The sequence below is a fragment of the Lactiplantibacillus brownii genome, assembly GCF_031085375.1.
Taxonomy (GTDB): domain Bacteria; phylum Bacillota; class Bacilli; order Lactobacillales; family Lactobacillaceae; genus Lactiplantibacillus; species Lactiplantibacillus brownii.
Genome location: NZ_JAVCWF010000001.1, coordinates 1,188,446 through 1,208,154, shown reverse-complemented (window position 1 = coordinate 1,208,154; position 19,709 = coordinate 1,188,446). Strand labels below are relative to the sequence as shown.

Genomic DNA, 19,709 nt, shown 5'->3' with positions numbered 1-19,709 from the left:
CACTTATTTCGTCCAGCCATTGGCTTTATTGTTTGATTCTAACACTTTATTGTAAGAATTTTCAGCTGTTTTCAATGACTGATAAACATCTTTGCCAGCATAAATTTGTTGCATGGCATTTTGAATTAATGACCGCGCCGCAACTACCCCATCCACAAAGATCCCGGAATTCGTGTCATTGGCCTTGGCACTCTTCAATTGATCACTAGGAACCTTGAGCATTGGTAACTTTTCATAGGATTGTTTCAAGATAGGTTCATTGGCAGAATCCTTATTCAAGGCTAAGTAACCTGTCGCCTTTTCCCAACGAGCTTGGTTCTTAGGATTAATCAAGAATTTCGTGAATTCCCAAGCACCTTGTTGAACAGCTTCCGACTTATCATTTGAAATCCAGAGTGAGGCCCCACCAACTGAGATACCGTTGGCTTTCACACCATCTGGCCGTGGATAATAGGTCACACCTAAATTCTTACCCAAACCTTTGGCCAAAACACTCATATCAGCAGAAGTCTGCATATAGATACCCAACTTGTTAGATAGGAAAGCAGCCATTTCATTCTTATGCGAACCGAAGTTCATGAAATCACCGTACTTAACCCGATCTTGAACCCAAGTCATCGATTTGATTGCGGTTGGCCCAGTAAAGTTCACCTTCGTTGAGATGCCAGTATGTCCATCATGCTTGTTGGCAAATTCTTCGTTAGCATTTGAAAGAAATTGTTCGAATAACCAAGAATAGGCTTCGACACTAATCCCTTTAACTTTATGATTCGAACGATCATATAGTTGTTTAGAAACCCGTGTAATATCACTATAGGTTGGATTAACTGGTGGTGGTGTAATATTATACTTTTTCAGTAGACCCGCATTGTAATACAAAGTCGTTTGCGATGTATTAAATGGCATTGCTAATAACTGACCATTACGTGTTGCCACACCTCGTGCAACCGAAGCGATTTGCGAAATATCATAATTATCTTTATCGATGAATTTCTGCATTGGTACCGTAAAACCACTATGGTACATCTGACTTGTTGAAATATCCATTGATTGGAAAATGGCTGGTGAAGCATCCGTACCATGTGTATTCATGATTTTTTGAATGACAGCGTTATAGCTACCTTGGAATTGTGGCACCACTTCATATTTTGATTGGGATTTATTAAATTCATTAATAAAGGTCACCAGTTTCTTTTGACCTGGTCCCTTCATTTCATGCCAAAATACAACCCGTGTCCGCCCCGAAGCCGCATGCACTTGTGACTTAGAATAGCCAAAAACACCCAAAGCAATGATAATAACGACGCCAACCGCACTGAAAACTTGCCAGTAGCGTTTAAATAACTGACTAAATTTTTTCATTTGACTGAGCCCTCATTTAAACCGGATTTGAAGTAATGTTGCCCGATATATAACACGATCAACGTTGGCACAACGACAATTGCTGCACTGGCTTGTACCATACCCCAATCATTGAAAGTTTCTTCTGATTGCAGTTGTCGCAAGCCATCTTGGACGGGCCTTAAGTGGTCACTAAAAGTCGTTAACATTGGCCATAAATATTGATTCCAAGCCCCTAAGAAGCTGTAGGCTGCCAATGTACATAAACTAATTTTCGAATATGGCATGACAACTTTCCAATAAAATTGCCAATGCGATAAGCCATCCACATCAGCAGCTTCCTTCAAGTCTCGTGGAATTTGTTTGAAAGTTTGTCGTAACATGAAAATCCCGAATGCCGACGTTAAGAATGGAATCACCATTACAGAATAATGATTTAACAGTCCTAACACTTTTACGGTCGTAAAGTTGGGGATCACCTCTGCTTCAAATGGCAACATCATGGTTCCTAAAACCACGTAAAACAATAAATTGCGATATTTGAAATCTAGGAAAACGAAGGCATAGGCTCCTAATGAGCAAAAGAACAAATGAGCCATCGTCACCAAGGTTGCAATCACCAAACTATTTAAAAGGTATCGTAAAATTTTTGTTTGGGTAAATGCGGTGACGTAATTGTGCAGCGTCAACTGCCCGCCACCCCATAAAGTTCCTTTGGCAATATCCATCGAAGGTAAGAAGCTGGTCCAGATACCTAAAACAAACGGAAAAATAACGATGAAAGCTAATATTGCTAAAAGGATATATTTGAACGTGTTACCAAGGAGCCGTTTCTTGGCAGCTTGTTTCACTAAGGTATTTTCCATTAGTAATTCACCCGCTTTGCTAAGAGCTTAAATTGAACAAAAGTAATAATTGCAATAATAATCGTTAACACAATGGCTTCCGTGCTAGCTTGGGCATAATTTCCATTCATGAAGGCATCTTGGTAGACCCGATAGACCAATAAATTAGTCGCATTCGTTGGGCCACCAGCAGTCATCAAATCAATCAAGCCAAAACTCTTGAAACCTGAAATCAGTGTAATCACGGCCACGAAAAACATGGTTGGTGAAATCATCGGCAAAGTAATATGCCAAAATTGATATCGTGATGATGCCCCAGACACATCGGCGGCGTCATATAAACTTTTCGGCACGGCTTGCAAAGCACCAAAGAATAGCAAGAAAGTAAAGCCTAAATGCATCCAAACGGTGGTCGCAATCACGGCGGTCATCGCCCAACCTGGTGTTGTTAACCAATTAATTGGATGGGCCCCAAAAGCAGTTACCACTTTATTCAAGATCCCAATCGATGGATTAAACATAAATAACCAGAAAACTGCGGACACTGATACTGAGACACCCATCGTGGCCGTAAAAATATTACGGAAAAAGCCAATACCGCGCAATTTTTGATTGGCTAAAGCAGCCAGTAACAGCCCAAAAATAATTGTGAATGCGGAAACACTGACCACATAGGTTCCAGTTGCTTTCAAACTTGCCATATATGGCGCTGATTTAAGCAAAGTGGCATAATTTTTTAAACCAACAAAAACGGTTGGTTTACCAAATGTGTCGGTTAAGAACAAACTCAAATATAGTGTTCGTAACATTGGATAAAACACGAATACCGCTAATAATAAAATTGATGGTCCTAAAAACAGCCAAGCATAATACTTATCATTCTTCTTTAATTCAAAAGACTTCACCTTAGCCGTCAGATCGCGTTTTGCTTGCGGGCTTTTAGGTTTCTGCTTAGTTGACGGCAACGATTCGATCATGATTAACGCCTCCTTGTTCCGCAATTAAGCTTTCATTATCATCAAAAACAAATGCTGGTCCCAGCGCAGTAACAGCGACGCGTTGATCTAACGCAATTTTGACCTGACCATCTTTAACGATGCGAACTTCAACATCATTATCCATAACGGCTTCAATGATCGTTTGGTCTCCAAGTGCTTCAACATTGATGACCGTCGCATTACCATTGTTAGCAGCGACAGTTTTCATGCCGAGTTGATTTGGTCGAATCCCAACCGTATACGTACCAGCCGCAATCGGCGCATCCAATTCAACTTGTAACTGTTCGTCAACAATCAATTGATGTGACGTCCCTTTACCACTAGTCGTTGCAGTGAGCAAGTTGATTTGTGGCGTACCGAAGAATTGAGCCACAAAATGATTCGCTGGATGATTATAAATCCCTAATGGTGAATCAATTTGTTGAACGTGTTGGTCATGCAACACCATCACATGATCCGCCATCGTCATCGCTTCAGTTTGATCATGCGTTACATAAATCAAAGTTAAGCCTAATTTACGTTGTAATTCACGAATTTCAGAACGCATCCGAACACGTAATTGTGCGTCTAAGTTAGACAGAGGTTCATCCATCAAGCAGATTTTAGAATCACTGGCAATTGCCCGTGCTAAAGCGACCCGTTGTCGTTGACCACCGGAAAGTTCACGCGGTTTGCGATCACGATACTTGGTTAAGTTGACCATCTTTAACGCGTCATCTACCCGTTGCGTAATCTCTGCGGCAGCCATTTTACGTGCTTTTAACCCAAACGCCACGTTATCTGCCACACTCAAAAATGGATATAGGGCATAGCTTTGGAAGACCATCGATAAATTTCGGTCCTTCGGTGGGACACTGTTCATGACTTGACCATTAATTTTTAAGATCCCATCAGAAATTGGAATGATCCCCGCAACCATCCGCAATAACGTACTCTTTCCACAACCAGACGGCCCAACGATAACGAATAATTCGCCATCTTGAACTTCGGCATTGACCTCACTCAATACTGGCTTATCGCCACGATCATAAGTCTTAGTGATGCCTTTCAATTCGATTCCCATGTCTGTCCTGCTCCCTTAAACAAATTTATTCGTGATTTAAACTAATTAATCACTTCCTAAATCATGCCAGATGAACGTTTCAATCGTGTCGACTTGCTGTAAAGTTTATGTATGGCTTGCGTAAAAAGTTGTGTTCATAAACCGTTTTTAGCCAAAAATTAAAGCCTACTCAACATTTTACTGTCAAGCAGGCTTTCAATCTTATTTTCATTTTAAAGGCGGCGCGTTAACCGTGTCCCATGTTTAACAGGTTGATGTTGCTGATCTGTCCGCACAACCAAAACGTCACAAGGGGCATTACGAGTGACATAGGCTGCATTTGACCCAATCAGAAACCGTGAAACCGCATTTAGACCAGTCGCGCCCAAGACGATCAACTCGGTCCCATAACGCGTTGGCAAAGTCGTGGCTAACAAGGTTTTGGAGTTGCCCGAATGCAAATGAACTTGCACATCTGGCACTCCCGCAGCCACTGCAGTGTGCCGTGCTCGCACTAAATTAGCTTTGAGTTTGCCCGTTAGTTCATCTAGCACTTGCGGTGTGGCCGCACCAAATCCCATCGGCCCTTGCGTAATCCCAATAAACTTTTCCGTATTAATGATCGTCACAATATCTAATGTGGCCTTCATTTGACTGGCAAGCGCGATGGCACGTGCTAAAGCCAGTTGCGATTGCGGCGACGTATCAATACCCACGAGTATCTTTTGATAGCCGGTCATGATCAGCATCCCCCTTTTAAATGATCTTACGAGTCGTGTCTATTCCGTAGCGAGAACGGCAATGGATTCACCATAAATCGCCATGGCCGCCATTAAATCAGCCACTGGTTGAAATTCATTGGCTTGGTGCATGGTATCTGCCGTGTGTGGGAACAAGGCGCCAAACGCCACGCCGCGTTTCATCATCCGACCATACGTCCCACCGCCGACAATTTCTGGTTGTGAGGCTTCATCACCAGTTTGACGGCGATAAACAGCCATTAAGTCCTTCACAATTGGATCATCAGGATCAACGTAGTGTGGCACCATGAAGTCGCCCTGACTAACCGTTGCACCAGCGGGTAGTTGTGTCGTCACCCCATTGGTCAAATCAGCTGGTTCGATGCCTTTAGGATAGCGGAAGTTCAAGGTCAACGCCCCACCAGCTTGTTGGTCAAAATGTAATAGCCCGACATTCATAGTCAAATCGCCCATCACATCGTCCTTATAAGCTAAACCAAGTTGCTTAACCCGAGAATCATCATGCAACTTCGTGGCAATAAAGGTTAGGAACGCCTTGGCATCCGCCGCAAACGCGTATTGATTCAAGAAAGTAGCCAAATAAGTTCCGGCATTAATCCCGTTGCGCGGTTCCATCCCATGTGCCGCTTTACCGACAACTGCCAACGTCAAACCTGTCGCAGTTTGGTCACTGACCGTACCAGTCACCGGTTGAGCCGCCAAGAAAGCAGTAAAATCAGCGCTAACTTTTTCAGGATCTGGCACCGTCAATGTGGCCGTGGCCTCGCGTGGCACCATGTTCTCCCGCAAGCCGGAATCAAATGTAGTCAAGACATAGTCGCCTTGCGCTTGCTTTCCAAATTTCACTTGTAGACTGACATTTCCTTTTTCACCATTGATCAATGGGAACTCCGCATCTGGTGAAAAGCCTAACGTAGGGGCGGGTTCTACTTCAAAGTAACGCTTCATGCCCGTCCAATTGCTTTCTTCATCCGTCCCAACGATGAACCGAACTTTCTTATTTAATTTCAAGCCGAGTTCTTTAACCATTTTCAAGCCGTAATAAGCCGCCATACCAGGGCCTTTGTCATCTGAAGCCCCACGCGCATAGAGTTTGCCATCCTTCATAGTTGGTTCAAACGGATCGGTATCCCAACCGTTTCCTGCGGGCATTTCATCAACGTGTGCCAAAACGGCTAACGTTTCATCACCTTCACCGTATTCCGCATAACCAACCAAATTGTCGATGTTTTTAGTTTTAAAGCCGTCCCGTTCAGCAATCGCTAAAAAGGTTGTCAAGGCTTGTTTGGGTCCTGGTCCTAGTGGCGCATCCGCAGTTGCCTGACTGTCATCGCGAAAACTTGGTACTCGTAACATTGTCGTTAAATCAGCTAGATAGTCCGCTTGGTGTTTTGCGGCTTCTGCTTGCCAATCAATTGTCATGTGTGATTCCTCCCAATCGTTTATAGCTTAATTTTAGCATAGGTTTCCATAAGTTAATAATTGGAAGCAACCGCTCTCAAACAATCATGGTATACTCGAAGAAAACAATCGAAAGCTGGTCTTCATTTGCAATCAATCACGACAGAATTAGTTCATCAAACGATTACGCGCCGACCAGCCGAATCGCATAAGGGCACTTACGGGCGGCTCATGTTGATCGGCGGGAATCAAAACTTCGGTGGTGCCATCATTATGGCGGCGACTGCGGCAATCTACAGCGGCGCCGGACTCGTGACGGTCGCGACCGATGCGAGTAACTTTACGAGCCTGCACGCGCAATTACCGGAAGCCATGGTCGTCGACTATCGCCAGACCGCTTATGTCACCCAATTATTACAAACGATGGATGTCATCATCATTGGCCCAGGCTTGGGCACGGACCAGTTAGCGGCAAACTTGCTAACGACGGTGCTGACTCACGTTCAAGCTCATCAGCGACTCGTTATCGACGGCTCTGCGCTAACGTTACTAGCCGCTCGTCAGCAGTCACTGCCGGACGCTCAGATTGTGGTCACCCCACATCAAATGGAATGGCAACGACTGAGTGGGCTAAAAATTGCTGATCAAACGCCAACCGCGAATCGCCAAGCCCAACAACACTTGCACGCCATTGCCGTGGTCAAGGCCCATCATACAACGGTTTACACTAATGACCGTGTTTGGTTTAACCCCGGCGGGACGCCAGCAATGGCGACCGGTGGCATGGGTGATACGCTTGCCGGCATGGTTGGTGGCTTCGCGGCACAATTTCCAGATTTCACCAACGCTATTTTGAGTGCCGTTTATTTGCACAGTGAAGTTGCCGACGACCTTGCGCAATCGCGCTACGTCGTCTTGCCCCATCAGATCAGCGCTGAAATCCCCAAGTACATGCACCGCGCTAGTCTTGCTTAGCACAACCAGATCAAAAAAATCACCTGAAATGAGCTTTTCAGCTTAATTTCAAGTGATTTTTTGATTTAATCGTTAGTTATTGTTTGATCCGCATCTGCTTTGAGTGCGGTCAGTTCATCATCGGTTAACGCGCGATAATTACCGGCTAAAAGCCCTACCGGTAGGGTTAAGGACCCAAACGAAATCCGACGTAATTGAACAACTCGTTCGCCAAGGGTGCCAATCATTCGCTTAACTTGATGATACTTGCCTTCATGAATCTTGATTTGGATCGTCGTAAAGTTTTCGATTTCATGGAAAGCCACAATTTCAGCTTGCGCCGGTTGTAATTGGGTGCCATCCTTTAACGTGATGCCATCATTAAATCCAGCCACTTGCGCTGGCGTAATCTCACCAGTCACTTCGGCTTCATAGACTTTGGTCACGTGATGTGCTGGGGCTAACAAGGCATGTGACAACGCCCCATCATTCGTAATCACTAGCACACCTTCCGTATCTTTATCCAACCGTCCGACCGGGAACAAGTCGTCACGATAATCCGTCGTATTAAATAAATCCAAGACCGTTTTTGCTTGCGCATCGGTCGTCGCCGTAATAACCCCCACTGGCTTGTTCAACACATAATAAAAATATTGTTGATAGCGCACCTGTTGATCATCTAACAAGACCGTATCGCTGCCGGGATTCACTTGTTGCTTACCGGATAGCACCGGCTCACCATTAGTGGTAATATGGCCGTCTTTAATTAAACGCCGGACCTGGGTCCGCGTCCCGACTCGCATCGCATGTAAAAATTTATCAATTCGCATAATTCACCTACTTAATCCGAAGTTTGCGCCGTAACCCAGCTGCTCGCTCACCAATCATCAGATCAGCCAAGCGTGAACGGAGGGCAAAATAAGCATAGACTGCGCCGCCCACGGCAACTGCTAACATCACGATCACAAACGCCTGAGTTTTGCTTTGTTCATTTAATAAGAGATTCAAACCATGCACCACTAAAGCCGCCGAAATATAAGTCAAAATTGAGAAAATCAGAATACGGTTTATTTTTGGCAATAGTTGCACGTAACGGACGCCAAAGTTCACTTCCAGATCGTACAATGCCATAATGCTGGCCACAAGCATCCCAATCGCCGTTGCGACCAATGGCCCCGCCGCTGACAGGAAGTAAATACATGGCCATTGGACCACTAGCTTCACTGCTAAACCAATCAAATAAAACCGAATAATGTCTCGATTACGGGACAAGCCTTGCATCAAGGCCGACGCAACCGTAAACAAGCCCAAGACAATGGCGGTAAATGCCGAAATTTCAAGAATCATGGTACCGGCCTTGCTGTAACCATAAAATAACGTATTCAACGGTTGCGCCACAGCAGCCATGCCGAGTGCTCCCGGAATCATAATGAATAGGAATAAAGTGAACGCATCTTCTAGTTGCTTTCGAATATTACGCCGATTATGTGCCGCCAACGATTCTGATAACAGTGGCACCACCGTCACCGCAATCGCCGAAGCTAACGAAACAATGATCATGACCAATTTGTTGGCATTGAACGCGAACAAGGCGTATAAATCATTGATCACTGCAATCTTCGTATGAAACGTCATCTGCATAATTGGTTGGAAGGTCGCTTGATCTAATAAGTTAAAGACCGTCGTCGCCGTGTCAATCACGATAAACGGTATCGCCTGCACAATGATGTCACGGAACAACTGCCAAACTGGAATCACTAATTTGTCATCACTTTGAGCAGCCAACTGATTTAATTCTGGCCGTTGCCGATAATAATATAGTCCGAGTAACATAAAACTCGCGGCAGCCCCTACAAAGGCCGCAAATGTCGATTGGGTAATGGCGTTGACCCAGTCCCCATTTTGGACACGCATAATAAAGTAAGTCGCGCCCAACATATAAACGACCCGAAAGACCTGTTCCACGAACTGTGAAATGGCGGATGGCGCCATCTGCTGATAGCCTTGGAAAAAGCCACGGGTTAAAGACATTGAGGGAATAATCACTAGCGCAATCGCTAAAGCCCGTAAAACGGGAATCACATTAGGATCGCCGCCACCGAAAATGAACCCAATCGGCTTAGCGCCAAACCACAAAATACAGCCACTAAGAATACCGAGAGCCGTTGTCAACAATAACCCCCGTTTGAAGAGCCGTTGACCAACCCCATATTCATTAATCGCATTATATTCAGAAATTTGTTTCGAAATGGCCGACGGAATCCCGCCAATCGCCACTAATAGAAAGAAACTGTAGATATTGTAGCCCTTCGCATACAGCGCGTTCCCCTGTTGCGAATGGCTGCCCAGCCAAATGACCCAGGGAATTATATAAACAGCTCCCAGAATTCGTGAAAATAGACTCCCAGCCGTCATCCAAGCGGAACCTTGCACCATTTTTTTATGGGCATCCGCTTCAGAATTAACATGGGTCTGCTGTGGCTGCTTAGCCTTTGGTTCCTCAGACATTGTCCCGTACCTACTTTCTTAGTTCAATCTTAACCATTTTAGAGGAAATAGCGGTAAGTTGCAATTCAATTTCAACCTTCTAGGTGAGTTTAAACTAACCTTAAGCAACCAACGCTTCCCCACTCAAAAAAACACCCTATCATCACAATATAACGTGATGACAAGGTGTTCCAATCAATTGCGCTTAATTGGCAACGATATTAACTAATTTACCAGGAATCGCAATAACTTTCCGGACCGTTTTACCAGCCGTAAATTCTTGCACTTTTTCGTCAGCTAACGCTAACTTTTCAAGTTCATCCTTAGTAGTGTCCTTAGAAACTTCAGCGTGTGAACGCACTTTACCATTGACTTGTAAGACGATTTGAACCGTATCTTCAACCAGCTTTGATTCATCATAAGTTGGCCAAGTTGCATACGTGATGGTCTTATCGTGGCCTAATAATGACCAGAGTTCCTCGGATAAATGTGGTGTGATTGGTGCTAACAATTTAACCAAGCCTTCAATATAGACAATCGGTAGATCGTCGACTTTATACGCTTCATTCACGAAAACCATCATTTGTGAGATGGCGATGTTAAAGCGCATTGCTTCGTAATCTTCGCTGACTTTTTTAACTGTTTCGTTGTAAATTTTCGTCAACTTACCGTCATTAATCGTTGTGACCCGATCACGAACATGATTATTTTCATCAATAATCAAACGCCAAACCCGTTCGATCCACTTATTGGCACCATGCAAGCCATCGGTACTCCAAGGAATGGACGCTTCGAGTGGTCCCATGAACATTTCGTACAACCGGAGCGTGTCAGCCCCATATTGTTCGACAATATCATCTGGGTTAACCACATTACCACGCGACTTCGACATCTTTTCGTGATTGTCGCCTAAGATCATCCCTTGATTAACCAACTTCTGGAAAGGTTCTTTGGTTGGCACTGCACCGATATCGTACAAGAACTTGTGCCAGAAACGAGCATACAACAAATGCAAGACTGCGTGTTCGGCACCACCGACATATAAGTCGACTGGTGACCAGTATTCCAACTTCTTGTAGTCTGCAAGTGCATCTGGATTATGTGGATCAACGTAACGCAAGAAGTACCATGAACTCCCAGCCCATTGTGGCATCGTGTTGGTTTCGCGTTTACCTTTACGACCATTTTTATCAACCACATTCACCCAATCATCAATATTGGCTAACGGACTTTCGCCGGTCCCAGAAGGTTCCAAATTCTTCGTGGCAGGCAGGCGTAATGGCAATTCGTCTTCTGGCACTAAGGTCGTTTCGCCATCTTCCCAATGGATCACAGGAATTGGTTCGCCCCAATAACGTTGCCGTGAGAAGATCCAGTCACGTAACCGGTAATTGACTTTCTTTTCACCACAATCATGTTCAACTAACCAGTCGATCATTTTATCAATGGCTGGTTGCTTTTGTAAGCCGTCTACCAAACCAGAATTAATGTGTTCGCCGTCGCCGGTATAGGCTTGCGCGTCATAATCATTCTCACCAGCAATCACTGGTTTGATTGGTAAATCGAACTTCTTTGCGAATTCATAATCACGATCATCATGTGCCGGTACAGCCATGATGGCCCCGGTCCCATATGAGGCAAGGACATAGTCGGCAATCCAGATTGGTAATTTTTCACCATTAACTGGGTCAATCCCATAACTCCCGGTGAAGACCCCGGTCTTATCTTTATTCAAATCGGTCCGTTCGAGATCAGACTTGCTGGCAATCTTAGCTTTATAGGCTTTAATCGCTGCGGCTTGTTCTGGTGTCGTTAAGGCGTCCACTAAGTCATGCTCAGGTGCTAAGACCATATAAGTGGCACCATACAGCGTATCTGGACGGGTTGAAAAGACTTCGATCGACTTATCTTCTTGACCAGCAACCTTAAACCGAATAGCGGCACCAATTGACCGGCCAATCCAATTACGTTGTTGTTCTTTGATATTTTCTGGCCAATCAATGTCATCTAAGTCATCAATTAACCGGTCCGCATAAGCAGTGATTTTCAAACTCCATTGCTTCATTGGCACGCGGTAAACATCATAACCCCCACGTTCCGTCTTCCCATCAATAACTTCTTCGTTAGAGACCACGGTGCCGCCCATCATATCTGGTGCCCAATTAACGAGCGTTTCAGATTCGTAAGCTAAGCCTTTTTTGTAAAGTTGTTCAAAGATCCATTGCGTCCATTTATAGTAACTTGGATCAGTGGTGTTTACTTCACGATCCCAGTCGTATGAAAAACCAAGTGACCGAATTTGTCGCTTAAAGTTTTTAATATTTTTAGCAGTGAAATCTTTCGGGTTATGCCCTGTCTTTAAAGCATATTGTTCTGCGGGTAAACCGAACGCATCCCAACCCATTGGATGGAGGACGTTAAACCCTTGCATCCGTTTCATCCGTGACATAATATCTGTGGCGGTATATCCCTCGGGATGACCAACGTGTAGTCCTTGCCCAGATGGATATGGGAACATATCTAAGGCGTAATATTTTTTCTTGTCCGTTTGATCTAAAGCTTTGAAAGTTTTGTTTTCCTTCCAATAATGTTGCCATTTGTGTTCAATGACTTTATGGTTATATGCCATAGTGGTGCCCCTTTCTTCTGCTATGTAACCTAGCAAATACGACTTTAACTTGAACGACCTTTGTGCTTGAGTTTGGTTGATTTTGGAGGGACGCTGAACATGTTCGCTTAGCCTGAGCTTGCTACCTTGATAGCCGAAACGTGTTCGCTAAGCCTGCGAGTTCCGCTTGCTACACTAATGACCGAATGCTAAAACCGCATTAGGTCATTAGCTAGGCAATGCTCACCAGCAACCCGGCTTAGCGAACACTCTACAAAAAAAGCCCCATAAGCAAAAAGCGCTTATAGGACGAAACAAGGTTCCGCGGTACCACCTATGATTCCACGTCTAGCGTGGCCTCTTGAGATTCTTAACGCGAAACCACGTCCGTGCCTACAAGTAAACTTTCAGCCGGAAAACTCGAAGGTGAGTTCGGTCACGATGAATCCTCGTTTGCAACACCCACGGGGTTTCTGTAAAACATCGCGACCTACTAGTCCTTGTCAGAGTCGTAAGTTATTGATACTCATACTAGCAAACCCTCGTCCCTTTTTCAAGGGGTAACGACCTGCAAACCGGTCATTTTAGTTATGAATGATTAATCTATTTATAAAACATGCTATAATAATCGAAGAAAATTTTTTATCGGAGGAATCGCAATGACTTTCACAACCTGGCGCCGACGAGATATTGGCATGCTTATTTTAGCTTTGGCCTGGTTGGGCTGGAGCATAGCGGTGTGGCAGCAAGCGGCGGTTATCACCTGGTTTGATCAGGCTATCGCTTTACCATTACATCATAGTCCACAATGGTTTCAAACCGCGATGGTCAGTTATACGCACTTTGGTGACCCCCGCAACATTACCATGATCACAACGATGATTGGCGTACTCTTGATCCTTAGCCGTGAGAGTAAAGCGGCCGTTTTCTTCTGGATCAATACTTGGATCTTAGCCGGTTATGGGAATTATTTCGTTAAACAGCTGATACAGCGCCCCCGGCCTACTGCTTGGCGGTTAGTCCAAATTGGTGGCTACAGCTATCCTAGTGGACATTCCACTACAACCACCGTCCTGGTTGGTAGCCTATTAGTCATTGCCTATGACCTACTCAAAAGTCGCCAGCTCAAACGTTGGTTATTTGGACTCGGAGTCGCTATAATTTTATTGATGATGATCAGCCGCATTGTCGTCGGCGTCCACTATCCAAGCGACACCGTTGGCGGCTTAATGCTCGGCACTTGTTTAACTTATCTCAGTCTACGTGTCAGCCAAGGCCATCGTCGCGGTAATTTCAAATTTAAAACACACCACCAATCATGAATTTAATCAGTCAAGGGAGGGACCTCAAATCCAACTCAGTTCAGCATTAACTTTCAGTCATGCTTTGATGAATCAAGTCGTTGATCCAGGCGATACCGTCATTGATGCCACCGTGGGTAACGGTCACGATACCGTCTATTTAGCCAAATTAGTTGGACCACGTGGCTTAGTTTATGGTTTTGACATCCAACAAATGGCGATTGAGAACACCACGGCTGCACTCAAAGCAGAACAACTGGAACGCCAGGTCACCCTGACCCACGCCGGTCACGAAACCATTGACGAATTGATTGCAGCTAAACAGCCCATCAAATGTGCCATTTTTAATTTAGGCTATTTACCTGGTGGCGATAAAAATATTATCACCAAACCAGCGACAACCTTGACCGCGATTCAAAGCATTCAGAAGCGCCTAACGACAAACGGCCTCATTATCTTACTCGTTTACGCAGGCCATCCTGGTGGGAAACAAGAGGCACAGGCCGTGACTGACTATGCCCGCCAGTTAGATCAACATCAATTTCAAGTTTTACATTACGGCTTTATGAACCAGATTCACTTTCCACCAGAATTGATTGCTATTCAAAAACGTTAAAAAAGTAGCTGAGTTACCAAACCGGGTAACCCAACTACTTTTTTGACTGACGACTTAAATTCAAGTCACAAAAGACTTTGATGTAACCAAGCAAAGCCTTTCATCCCAGATGCTTTCCTTATTTCAACCAATTAATTAAAGCCGTACTAATTTGTCGTTGCTGACTGGCACGGGTGATGGTGGCTTGGTGGTCACCTTTTTGATGCCCATAACTCCCGAAACCACCATGATTGCCGCCTCTAATCGTTAGATACTGTGTCTTTTTCGGTAAGTAACGCCGATTCTCACGATAATGTTGCCAATTTAAGACACCATCACGCGACGCCGTGATTGAGAGGACCCGCAATGAACTTGATTGCAAACTGCCCTTTTTATCCGGATAGCTCGCCAAATAATAAACACCTTTCAACCCAGTAGTTTGATGTTTTGCCGCATAACGACTCGCCATCACACCTCCAAGTGAATGACCACCAATGACGTAATTCTGACGCGCGGCTTTGGGGACCATCTCAGCACGGTTTCCAGCTAGGACAGCCAAATCCAAAGGAAAATGCATGACATAGACTGAATGCCCCTGTTCCGCTAATTGTGCCGCCCAAATACTGTAGCTGGCCGGATCAACTAACGCCCCAGGGTAAAAGACGATCGCTGTTTTAGCCGGATCGCCTTTAAAGTAAGTGTAATCGTGCGTCGTCTTAGTCGCTTGGCGGGCAATTTTAGCGGCCGTTGCTGACGGCGCATACGTTTTTGTTTGCACCAGGCCAATCGCTACTAGCAATCCCAACACTAGCACCGCAAGACTGATGCCTAAAATCTTAAATCGTTTTTTCATAGACTATTCTCGCTTCAATCGTTCCGCATGTTGTGCGGCAGTCATCTGTTTGCCACGATCAAAACTATTCACGATAAACGCGAAGATGATCAAGGCCAACCCGATTAAATAAACCCAGTGTAAACCGGTATATAAAATGCCGCGCAATGTTGGTAATAATTTGGCTGGCAATTCTGTGGCAGTTTGTGGATTAATCAATTTATTCATCATCGCCATGTTCGTTCCGGGATGCTGTGAGATACCACGATTCATTCCGACATTTAAGGCGATCCCAAAGATTGAGATCATCAAAGTCTGACCAATCGTCCGACTTAGGGTATTAAACGAGGTCGCCACACCAACATTTTTGGGTGAAACAAGATGTTGTGACGTGACAGTTGTCGCCGTAATGGTAATCCCAAAACCGATCCCACCGACCGCTGTGATGGCAAAGAACCAAATAAACGGCGTTGAGACTGGAATCAAGGCTAAACAAACACCCGTTACCAGAATGAAAACCAAGCTCAGATAGAGAATTCGTCGTGGTGCCCATTTTGCTAATAAGCGACCCGTGACAAATGACCCAATAATCCACATTAAAGAACTTGGGGTAACGGCAAAACCGGCTAAGGAAGCTGGGACACCAAGAATCCCCTGTGTCCAAGTTGGAATATAAACTTCTACCGCCATCAAGAAACCACTAATCAAGGCGGCGACGGCATTTTGAATCACGAAGGTGTGATTCTTAAACAATTGCAACGAAATAACGGGTTCTGGCGTATGACTTTCGCGCCGAATGAACAGCCACAAGCTTAGACCACTCACGACCCAAGCAATGATAACCGCGGCCCAACTGATGGTTGCATTACCCAATAATTGGAAGCTCAGCATTAAGCAGAGCAAAAATAGCATTAACCAAAAACTCCCAAGGTAATCCACTTTGACATTATTATGCCGTTTAGGTTCTCGTAAATAAAATTGGAATAAAAATAAGGTAATCAAACCAACTGGCACGTTAATAAAGAAGATCCAGTGCCAACTCAATTTATCAACGATTAACCCACCAATCAATGGGGCTAAAACCGAAGCAATACCCCAAGCAGAACTGTTAAAACCCAACACTTTTGCGCGGCGTTCAAAGGAATAAATATCCGCAATGATCGTCATTGAAACTGGCATTAATGCGCCCGCACCGATACCTTGGACGGCGCGCCAGAAGATCAATACTGGCATCGAGTCTGATAAGCCACTCATCATTGACCCTACGATGAAAATTATTAGCCCCGCTTGCATCACTGGCTTGCGACCAACCAAATCGGTTAGCTTACCATAAATTGGCGTCATCATGGCATTGGTCAACAAATAAATTGAAAAGACCCAATTCATCAAGGCCACGCCATGGAGATCCCCGACAATCGTTGGTAACGCCGTTGACACAATAGTTCCTTCAATGGCGCTCATAAATGTCGCAACGTAGATGGCAATGGTTACCGCCACCACGTTCGTTTTACGTTGTTGCATAGTTGCTTCCTCTCTCTGTTTACATTTGTTACATACATGTTGCTGTGATACGGCGACTTTGATCCATTTAATTTGCCGCTCTGGTTGGTCTGGACTGATGCTGGAACGTGGTGGCCACGTTTGTGAGCCAGAGTGCGGTCTCACAAGCCGGGCTTTCTCTACGCTGGCAAATTCACCAGCCAAGAGAAATTTCACCACTGAGCATCATCCAGCCCGCCCCGCGCTAATCAGCGACCTTAGTGTTGGCGTGAACCAATTCCGTATCTTGATCAGCTTAAAACACCCCGCCGACTAATTTTTTAGGCTGCATCGCTTACGACAAGTTCTGGTCAACGGAGACTGACCATTAATCAACTATTTAGAATTAGATTAAGCGCCGCTTTCAAGTTCTCGGAATCGCTTAATGACAAGTTATTGTAATAGACAACACTATTAGTTTGATAGCGTTTTGTAACTTTAGCGGTTCTAAACTGAATAGTCGAAACGTGTTCGGCACAACTGCGCCCTCCGCTTGCTACACCAAGGACACAATGCACAAAACGCATTTTGTCCTTGCTTAGGCAATGCTTAGGAGCAACCCGTTGCGCCAAACACTCTAGGCCGCAAAAAAAGCGGCCCTTATAAAAAGGTCGCTTTTAGCGTCGAGTACCTACAGACCGTGATAGCCCGTAAGCTCGTCACGTTTATTTATTAAGTTCAACTTCACTGAATTCAGCTTGTAAGGCATCAACTTTATCCGTGTGTTCCCATGGTAAGTCAATGTCTGTTCGACCAAAATGACCATACGCCGCCGTTTGACGGTAAATTGGACGTTGTAAGTCCAACATCTTAATAATGCCGGCTGGACGCAGATCAAAGTTTTTACGGATAGCCGCAATTAAAGCTTCTTCACTGACCTTACCAGTCCCTGCCGTATCAACCGCGATTGATACGGGTTCCGCAACACCAATGGCGTAAGCTAATTGGACTTCAACCCGATCAGCTAACTTGGCAGCCACAATGTTTTTGGCAATGTAACGTGCGGCATAACTGGCTGAACGGTCGACCTTGGTCGCATCCTTACCAGAAAATGCCCCGCCACCATGATGGGCAAAACCACCATAGGTATCCACGATAACTTTTCGACCAGTTAAACCGGCATCCCCTTGTGGCCCACCGATGACGAAACGACCGGTTGGGTTAACCAAGTATTTCGTCTTCGCATCCAACAAACTGGCTGGGATAACTGCTTTGATGACTTGATCGATCACCGTTTGACGGATGGTCGCTAAATCAACATCAGGATCATGCTGGGTTGATAACACAACCGTATCCACACGTTGTGGTTGGTTTTGTTCATCATATTCCACCGTCACTTGGGCTTTAGCATCAGGCCGTAACCATTTGATGGTCCCGTTCTTACGCAACTCAGCAATCTTACGCATCAAACGATGGCTCAATGCAATGGGTAGTGGCATGAGTTCGGGCGTTTCGTTAATGGCATAGCCAAACATCATCCCTTGATCGCCAGCACCAATCTTATCCAATGGATCCTCGTCACCTTCACGGGTTTCCAAGGAATCATCGACCCCTTGCGCGATATCAGGTGATTGTTCGTCCAATGAAACCAAAACGGCACAGTTGTCACCGTCGAAGCCATATTGGCCATCAACATAGCCAATTGACTTGATCGTGTCACGCACGACCTTTTGAATATCTACGTAGGCTTTGGTCGATACTTCACCAAAGACGAGCACTAATCCCGTTGTCACAGAAGTTTCAACGGCAACCCGGGCTTGCGGGTCTTGTTCCAACATAGCATCTAGAATAGCGTCACTGATTTGATCCGCGATTTTATCAGGATGGCCCTCAGAAACGGATTCAGATGTAAATAGGTGTCTTTCACTCACTTTAAAATTCCCCCTTGAAAAATTTCGGTTACAAGGCATCTAAGAGTGTAAAAAACGGCGGGTTGCTAGCGAGTATAGCCTAGCTTAGTTGCTGATGCGGTTTTAAGCATCCGTGACTAAGCGTAGCTAAACGGAGCTCGCAGCCGTTTTTTGCACGTTTCAACCCTCGTCGAAACGTGCCTCTTATCCTTTCGGGAACTGCTCATAACTATACCAGCCTATCACAATCATCATTTTTTTTAAAGAATCTTATCAAATTATTGACTGCTTGACCGTCTATCGGTAGGATTGAAATAAACCTTATCAGAAAGATGTTGCCGTATGATTCGAATTGGAAAAATTAAATTAAAACGTGATTATGTCCATCTGGCCCTGTTTACCATTATCCAGAGCATCATCAGTTGGTGGGCCGCACTCGATTATGGTCGCTCGTTTCAAACGGCTAAGTTTTCTGCGGCCCAGTTACCGTTGATCGGCTATACCTTAGCCATTTCCGCAACTATTTTTATTATCTTGGATCGCCGCATCCCCGCTCAGTGGAGTTTGATTGCCATTGGGGTCTCGGTCGCGTTTGCCTTCACAAATATCATCGCCAGCGAGTCCGAACTCTTATATTTGTTATTGACTTGTAGCGTCTGGTTGTTCGTCATGGCAATCCCACGTTTCGGCATGCAAAATTATTTTGGCTTGGTCGTTTTTAGTCTCGTCATGTCGTATACGATTCCAGTTGCCGTTTTTTACTTACAAAATGAGTACTTATCGACGACCTTTTTATGGAAGTTATTGCCGTTAGTTGCCAGTTATGTTTTCCTGTATGTCCCAACCTTTAGCAAGCAACGACAAATTAACCAGCTGATTTCTGCCATTACTGGCGCCATCTTGGTCATAACAATCTTTTTACAGCCCATCACTTGGCAAACGATTACTGCAATTATCATCACGATCGCCGTCTGGTTTAGCCAACAGTCCTTTGGGCGCTTGCGCTTACATTTGATGATCAATACTGGCATTCAATTAATTTTAATGTTCTTACTTTATTAGCCAAAAAGCGTCTGGTTTTTCTCCCAGACGCTTTTGTTAGTCCTGATAATTATATCGCAACGTGGAACAAGCGGCCGTCATTGCCGCTTGCCC

The 19,709-nt window shown here is 44.9% G+C and carries 16 protein-coding genes and 1 other annotated feature; of the genes, 4 read left to right on the top strand and 12 right to left on the bottom strand.

Annotated elements, in window-relative coordinates; translation table 11 throughout:
* Positions 1–3: 3 nt before the first annotated feature.
* The 6 genes from RA086_RS05365 to pepV all read right to left on the bottom strand — a co-directional run bounded on the left by RA086_RS05365 (position 4) and on the right by pepV (position 6,409).
* Complete coding sequence (locus RA086_RS05365; RefSeq protein WP_308702832.1) at positions 4–1,362, bottom strand: ABC transporter substrate-binding protein; 1,359 nt, start codon at positions 1,360–1,362, stop codon at positions 4–6.
* Positions 1,359–2,207 carry a carbohydrate ABC transporter permease gene (locus RA086_RS05360; RefSeq protein WP_308702831.1) on the bottom strand — a complete coding sequence of 283 codons (849 nt, stop codon included), beginning with the start codon at positions 2,205–2,207 and terminating at the stop codon, positions 1,359–1,361. Before RA086_RS05360 ends, RA086_RS05365 begins: the two co-directional genes overlap by 4 nt.
* The gene (locus tag RA086_RS05355) at positions 2,207–3,163 is read right to left on the bottom strand and encodes a carbohydrate ABC transporter permease (RefSeq protein ID WP_308702830.1); all 957 of its coding nucleotides are present in this window, start codon (positions 3,161–3,163) and stop codon (positions 2,207–2,209) included. Before RA086_RS05355 ends, RA086_RS05360 begins: the two co-directional genes overlap by 1 nt.
* Positions 3,138–4,247, bottom strand: coding sequence for an ABC transporter ATP-binding protein (locus RA086_RS05350; RefSeq protein WP_308702829.1), 1,110 nt, complete (start codon positions 4,245–4,247; stop codon positions 3,138–3,140). The genes RA086_RS05355 and RA086_RS05350 overlap by 26 nt, the downstream gene beginning before the upstream one ends.
* A 212-nt stretch (positions 4,248–4,459) precedes the next feature.
* Complete coding sequence (locus tag RA086_RS05345) at positions 4,460–4,966, bottom strand: universal stress protein (RefSeq protein ID WP_308702828.1); 507 nt, start codon at positions 4,964–4,966, stop codon at positions 4,460–4,462.
* 39 nt (positions 4,967–5,005) lie between these two features.
* Positions 5,006–6,409 carry a dipeptidase PepV gene (pepV, locus tag RA086_RS05340; protein ID WP_308702827.1) on the bottom strand — a complete coding sequence of 468 codons (1,404 nt, stop codon included), beginning with the start codon at positions 6,407–6,409 and terminating at the stop codon, positions 5,006–5,008.
* A gap of 126 nt (positions 6,410–6,535) precedes the next feature.
* Between pepV and RA086_RS05335 the strand changes: the two genes are divergently transcribed.
* A complete protein-coding gene (locus tag RA086_RS05335) occupies positions 6,536–7,363 on the top strand; it encodes an NAD(P)H-hydrate dehydratase (protein WP_308702826.1) in 828 nt (275 codons plus the stop codon).
* A gap of 65 nt (positions 7,364–7,428) precedes the next feature.
* Here RA086_RS05335 and RA086_RS05330 read toward each other — a convergent pair whose 3' ends face one another.
* From RA086_RS05330 to leuS, 3 genes are all read right to left on the bottom strand, one after another.
* On the bottom strand, positions 7,429–8,172 hold the full coding sequence (locus RA086_RS05330) for a pseudouridine synthase (protein WP_308702825.1): 744 nt from the start codon (positions 8,170–8,172) through the stop codon (positions 7,429–7,431).
* A gap of 7 nt (positions 8,173–8,179) precedes the next feature.
* Entirely contained in the window at positions 8,180–9,850 is a 1,671-nt protein-coding gene (locus RA086_RS05325) for a putative polysaccharide biosynthesis protein (protein WP_308702824.1), read from the bottom strand.
* Between the two features lie 184 nt (positions 9,851–10,034).
* Entirely contained in the window at positions 10,035–12,458 is a 2,424-nt protein-coding gene (gene leuS, locus RA086_RS05320; RefSeq protein WP_308702823.1) for a leucine--tRNA ligase, read from the bottom strand.
* Positions 12,459–12,739: 281 nt separating this feature from the next.
* Positions 12,740–12,953, bottom strand: a binding site (T-box leader).
* 143 nt (positions 12,954–13,096) lie between these two features.
* Between leuS and RA086_RS05315 the strand changes: the two genes are divergently transcribed.
* On the top strand, positions 13,097–13,759 hold the full coding sequence (locus RA086_RS05315) for a phosphatase PAP2 family protein (RefSeq protein WP_308702822.1): 663 nt from the start codon (positions 13,097–13,099) through the stop codon (positions 13,757–13,759).
* Between the two features lie 67 nt (positions 13,760–13,826).
* Positions 13,827–14,354, top strand: coding sequence for a tRNA (mnm(5)s(2)U34)-methyltransferase (locus tag RA086_RS05310; protein ID WP_308702821.1), 528 nt, complete (start codon positions 13,827–13,829; stop codon positions 14,352–14,354).
* Positions 14,355–14,472: 118 nt separating this feature from the next.
* On the opposite strand, the gene RA086_RS05305 is transcribed toward RA086_RS05310, so the two are convergent.
* The 3 genes from RA086_RS05305 to metK form a co-directional block, all read right to left on the bottom strand.
* Positions 14,473–15,186, bottom strand: a complete 714-nt coding sequence (locus RA086_RS05305; RefSeq protein ID WP_308702820.1) for an alpha/beta hydrolase — start codon at positions 15,184–15,186, stop codon at positions 14,473–14,475.
* 3 nt (positions 15,187–15,189) lie between these two features.
* On the bottom strand, positions 15,190–16,686 hold the full coding sequence (locus RA086_RS05300; RefSeq protein ID WP_308702819.1) for an MDR family MFS transporter: 1,497 nt from the start codon (positions 16,684–16,686) through the stop codon (positions 15,190–15,192).
* A gap of 683 nt (positions 16,687–17,369) precedes the next feature.
* Entirely contained in the window at positions 17,370–18,575 is a 1,206-nt protein-coding gene (gene metK, locus RA086_RS05295; protein ID WP_308702818.1) for a methionine adenosyltransferase, read from the bottom strand.
* Between the two features lie 321 nt (positions 18,576–18,896).
* Between metK and RA086_RS05290 the strand changes: the two genes are divergently transcribed.
* The gene (locus RA086_RS05290) at positions 18,897–19,616 is read left to right on the top strand and encodes a hypothetical protein (protein ID WP_308702817.1); all 720 of its coding nucleotides are present in this window, start codon (positions 18,897–18,899) and stop codon (positions 19,614–19,616) included.
* Positions 19,617–19,709: the final 93 nt, after the last annotated feature.

Excerpts from the sequence above, each read along its gene's own strand:
- RA086_RS05365 (WP_308702832.1), bottom strand. The coding sequence starts at position 1,362 with ATGAAAAAATTTAGTCAGTTATTTAAACGCTACTGGCAAGTTTTCAGT.
- RA086_RS05360 (WP_308702831.1), bottom strand. The coding sequence starts at position 2,207 with ATGGAAAATACCTTAGTGAAACAAGCTGCCAAGAAACGGCTCCTTGGT.
- RA086_RS05355 (WP_308702830.1), bottom strand. The coding sequence starts at position 3,163 with ATGATCGAATCGTTGCCGTCAACTAAGCAGAAACCTAAAAGCCCGCAA.
- RA086_RS05350 (WP_308702829.1), bottom strand. The coding sequence starts at position 4,247 with ATGGGAATCGAATTGAAAGGCATCACTAAGACTTATGATCGTGGCGAT.
- RA086_RS05345 (WP_308702828.1), bottom strand. The coding sequence starts at position 4,966 with ATGACCGGCTATCAAAAGATACTCGTGGGTATTGATACGTCGCCGCAA.
- pepV (WP_308702827.1), bottom strand. The coding sequence starts at position 6,409 with ATGACAATTGATTGGCAAGCAGAAGCCGCAAAACACCAAGCGGACTAT.
- RA086_RS05330 (WP_308702825.1), bottom strand. The coding sequence starts at position 8,172 with ATGCGAATTGATAAATTTTTACATGCGATGCGAGTCGGGACGCGGACC.
- RA086_RS05325 (WP_308702824.1), bottom strand. The coding sequence starts at position 9,850 with ATGTCTGAGGAACCAAAGGCTAAGCAGCCACAGCAGACCCATGTTAAT.
- leuS (WP_308702823.1), bottom strand. The coding sequence starts at position 12,458 with ATGGCATATAACCATAAAGTCATTGAACACAAATGGCAACATTATTGG.
- RA086_RS05315 (WP_308702822.1), top strand. The coding sequence starts at position 13,097 with ATGACTTTCACAACCTGGCGCCGACGAGATATTGGCATGCTTATTTTA.
- RA086_RS05310 (WP_308702821.1), top strand. The coding sequence starts at position 13,827 with ATGAATCAAGTCGTTGATCCAGGCGATACCGTCATTGATGCCACCGTG.
- RA086_RS05305 (WP_308702820.1), bottom strand. The coding sequence starts at position 15,186 with ATGAAAAAACGATTTAAGATTTTAGGCATCAGTCTTGCGGTGCTAGTG.
- RA086_RS05300 (WP_308702819.1), bottom strand. The coding sequence starts at position 16,686 with ATGCAACAACGTAAAACGAACGTGGTGGCGGTAACCATTGCCATCTAC.
- RA086_RS05290 (WP_308702817.1), top strand. The coding sequence starts at position 18,897 with ATGATTCGAATTGGAAAAATTAAATTAAAACGTGATTATGTCCATCTG.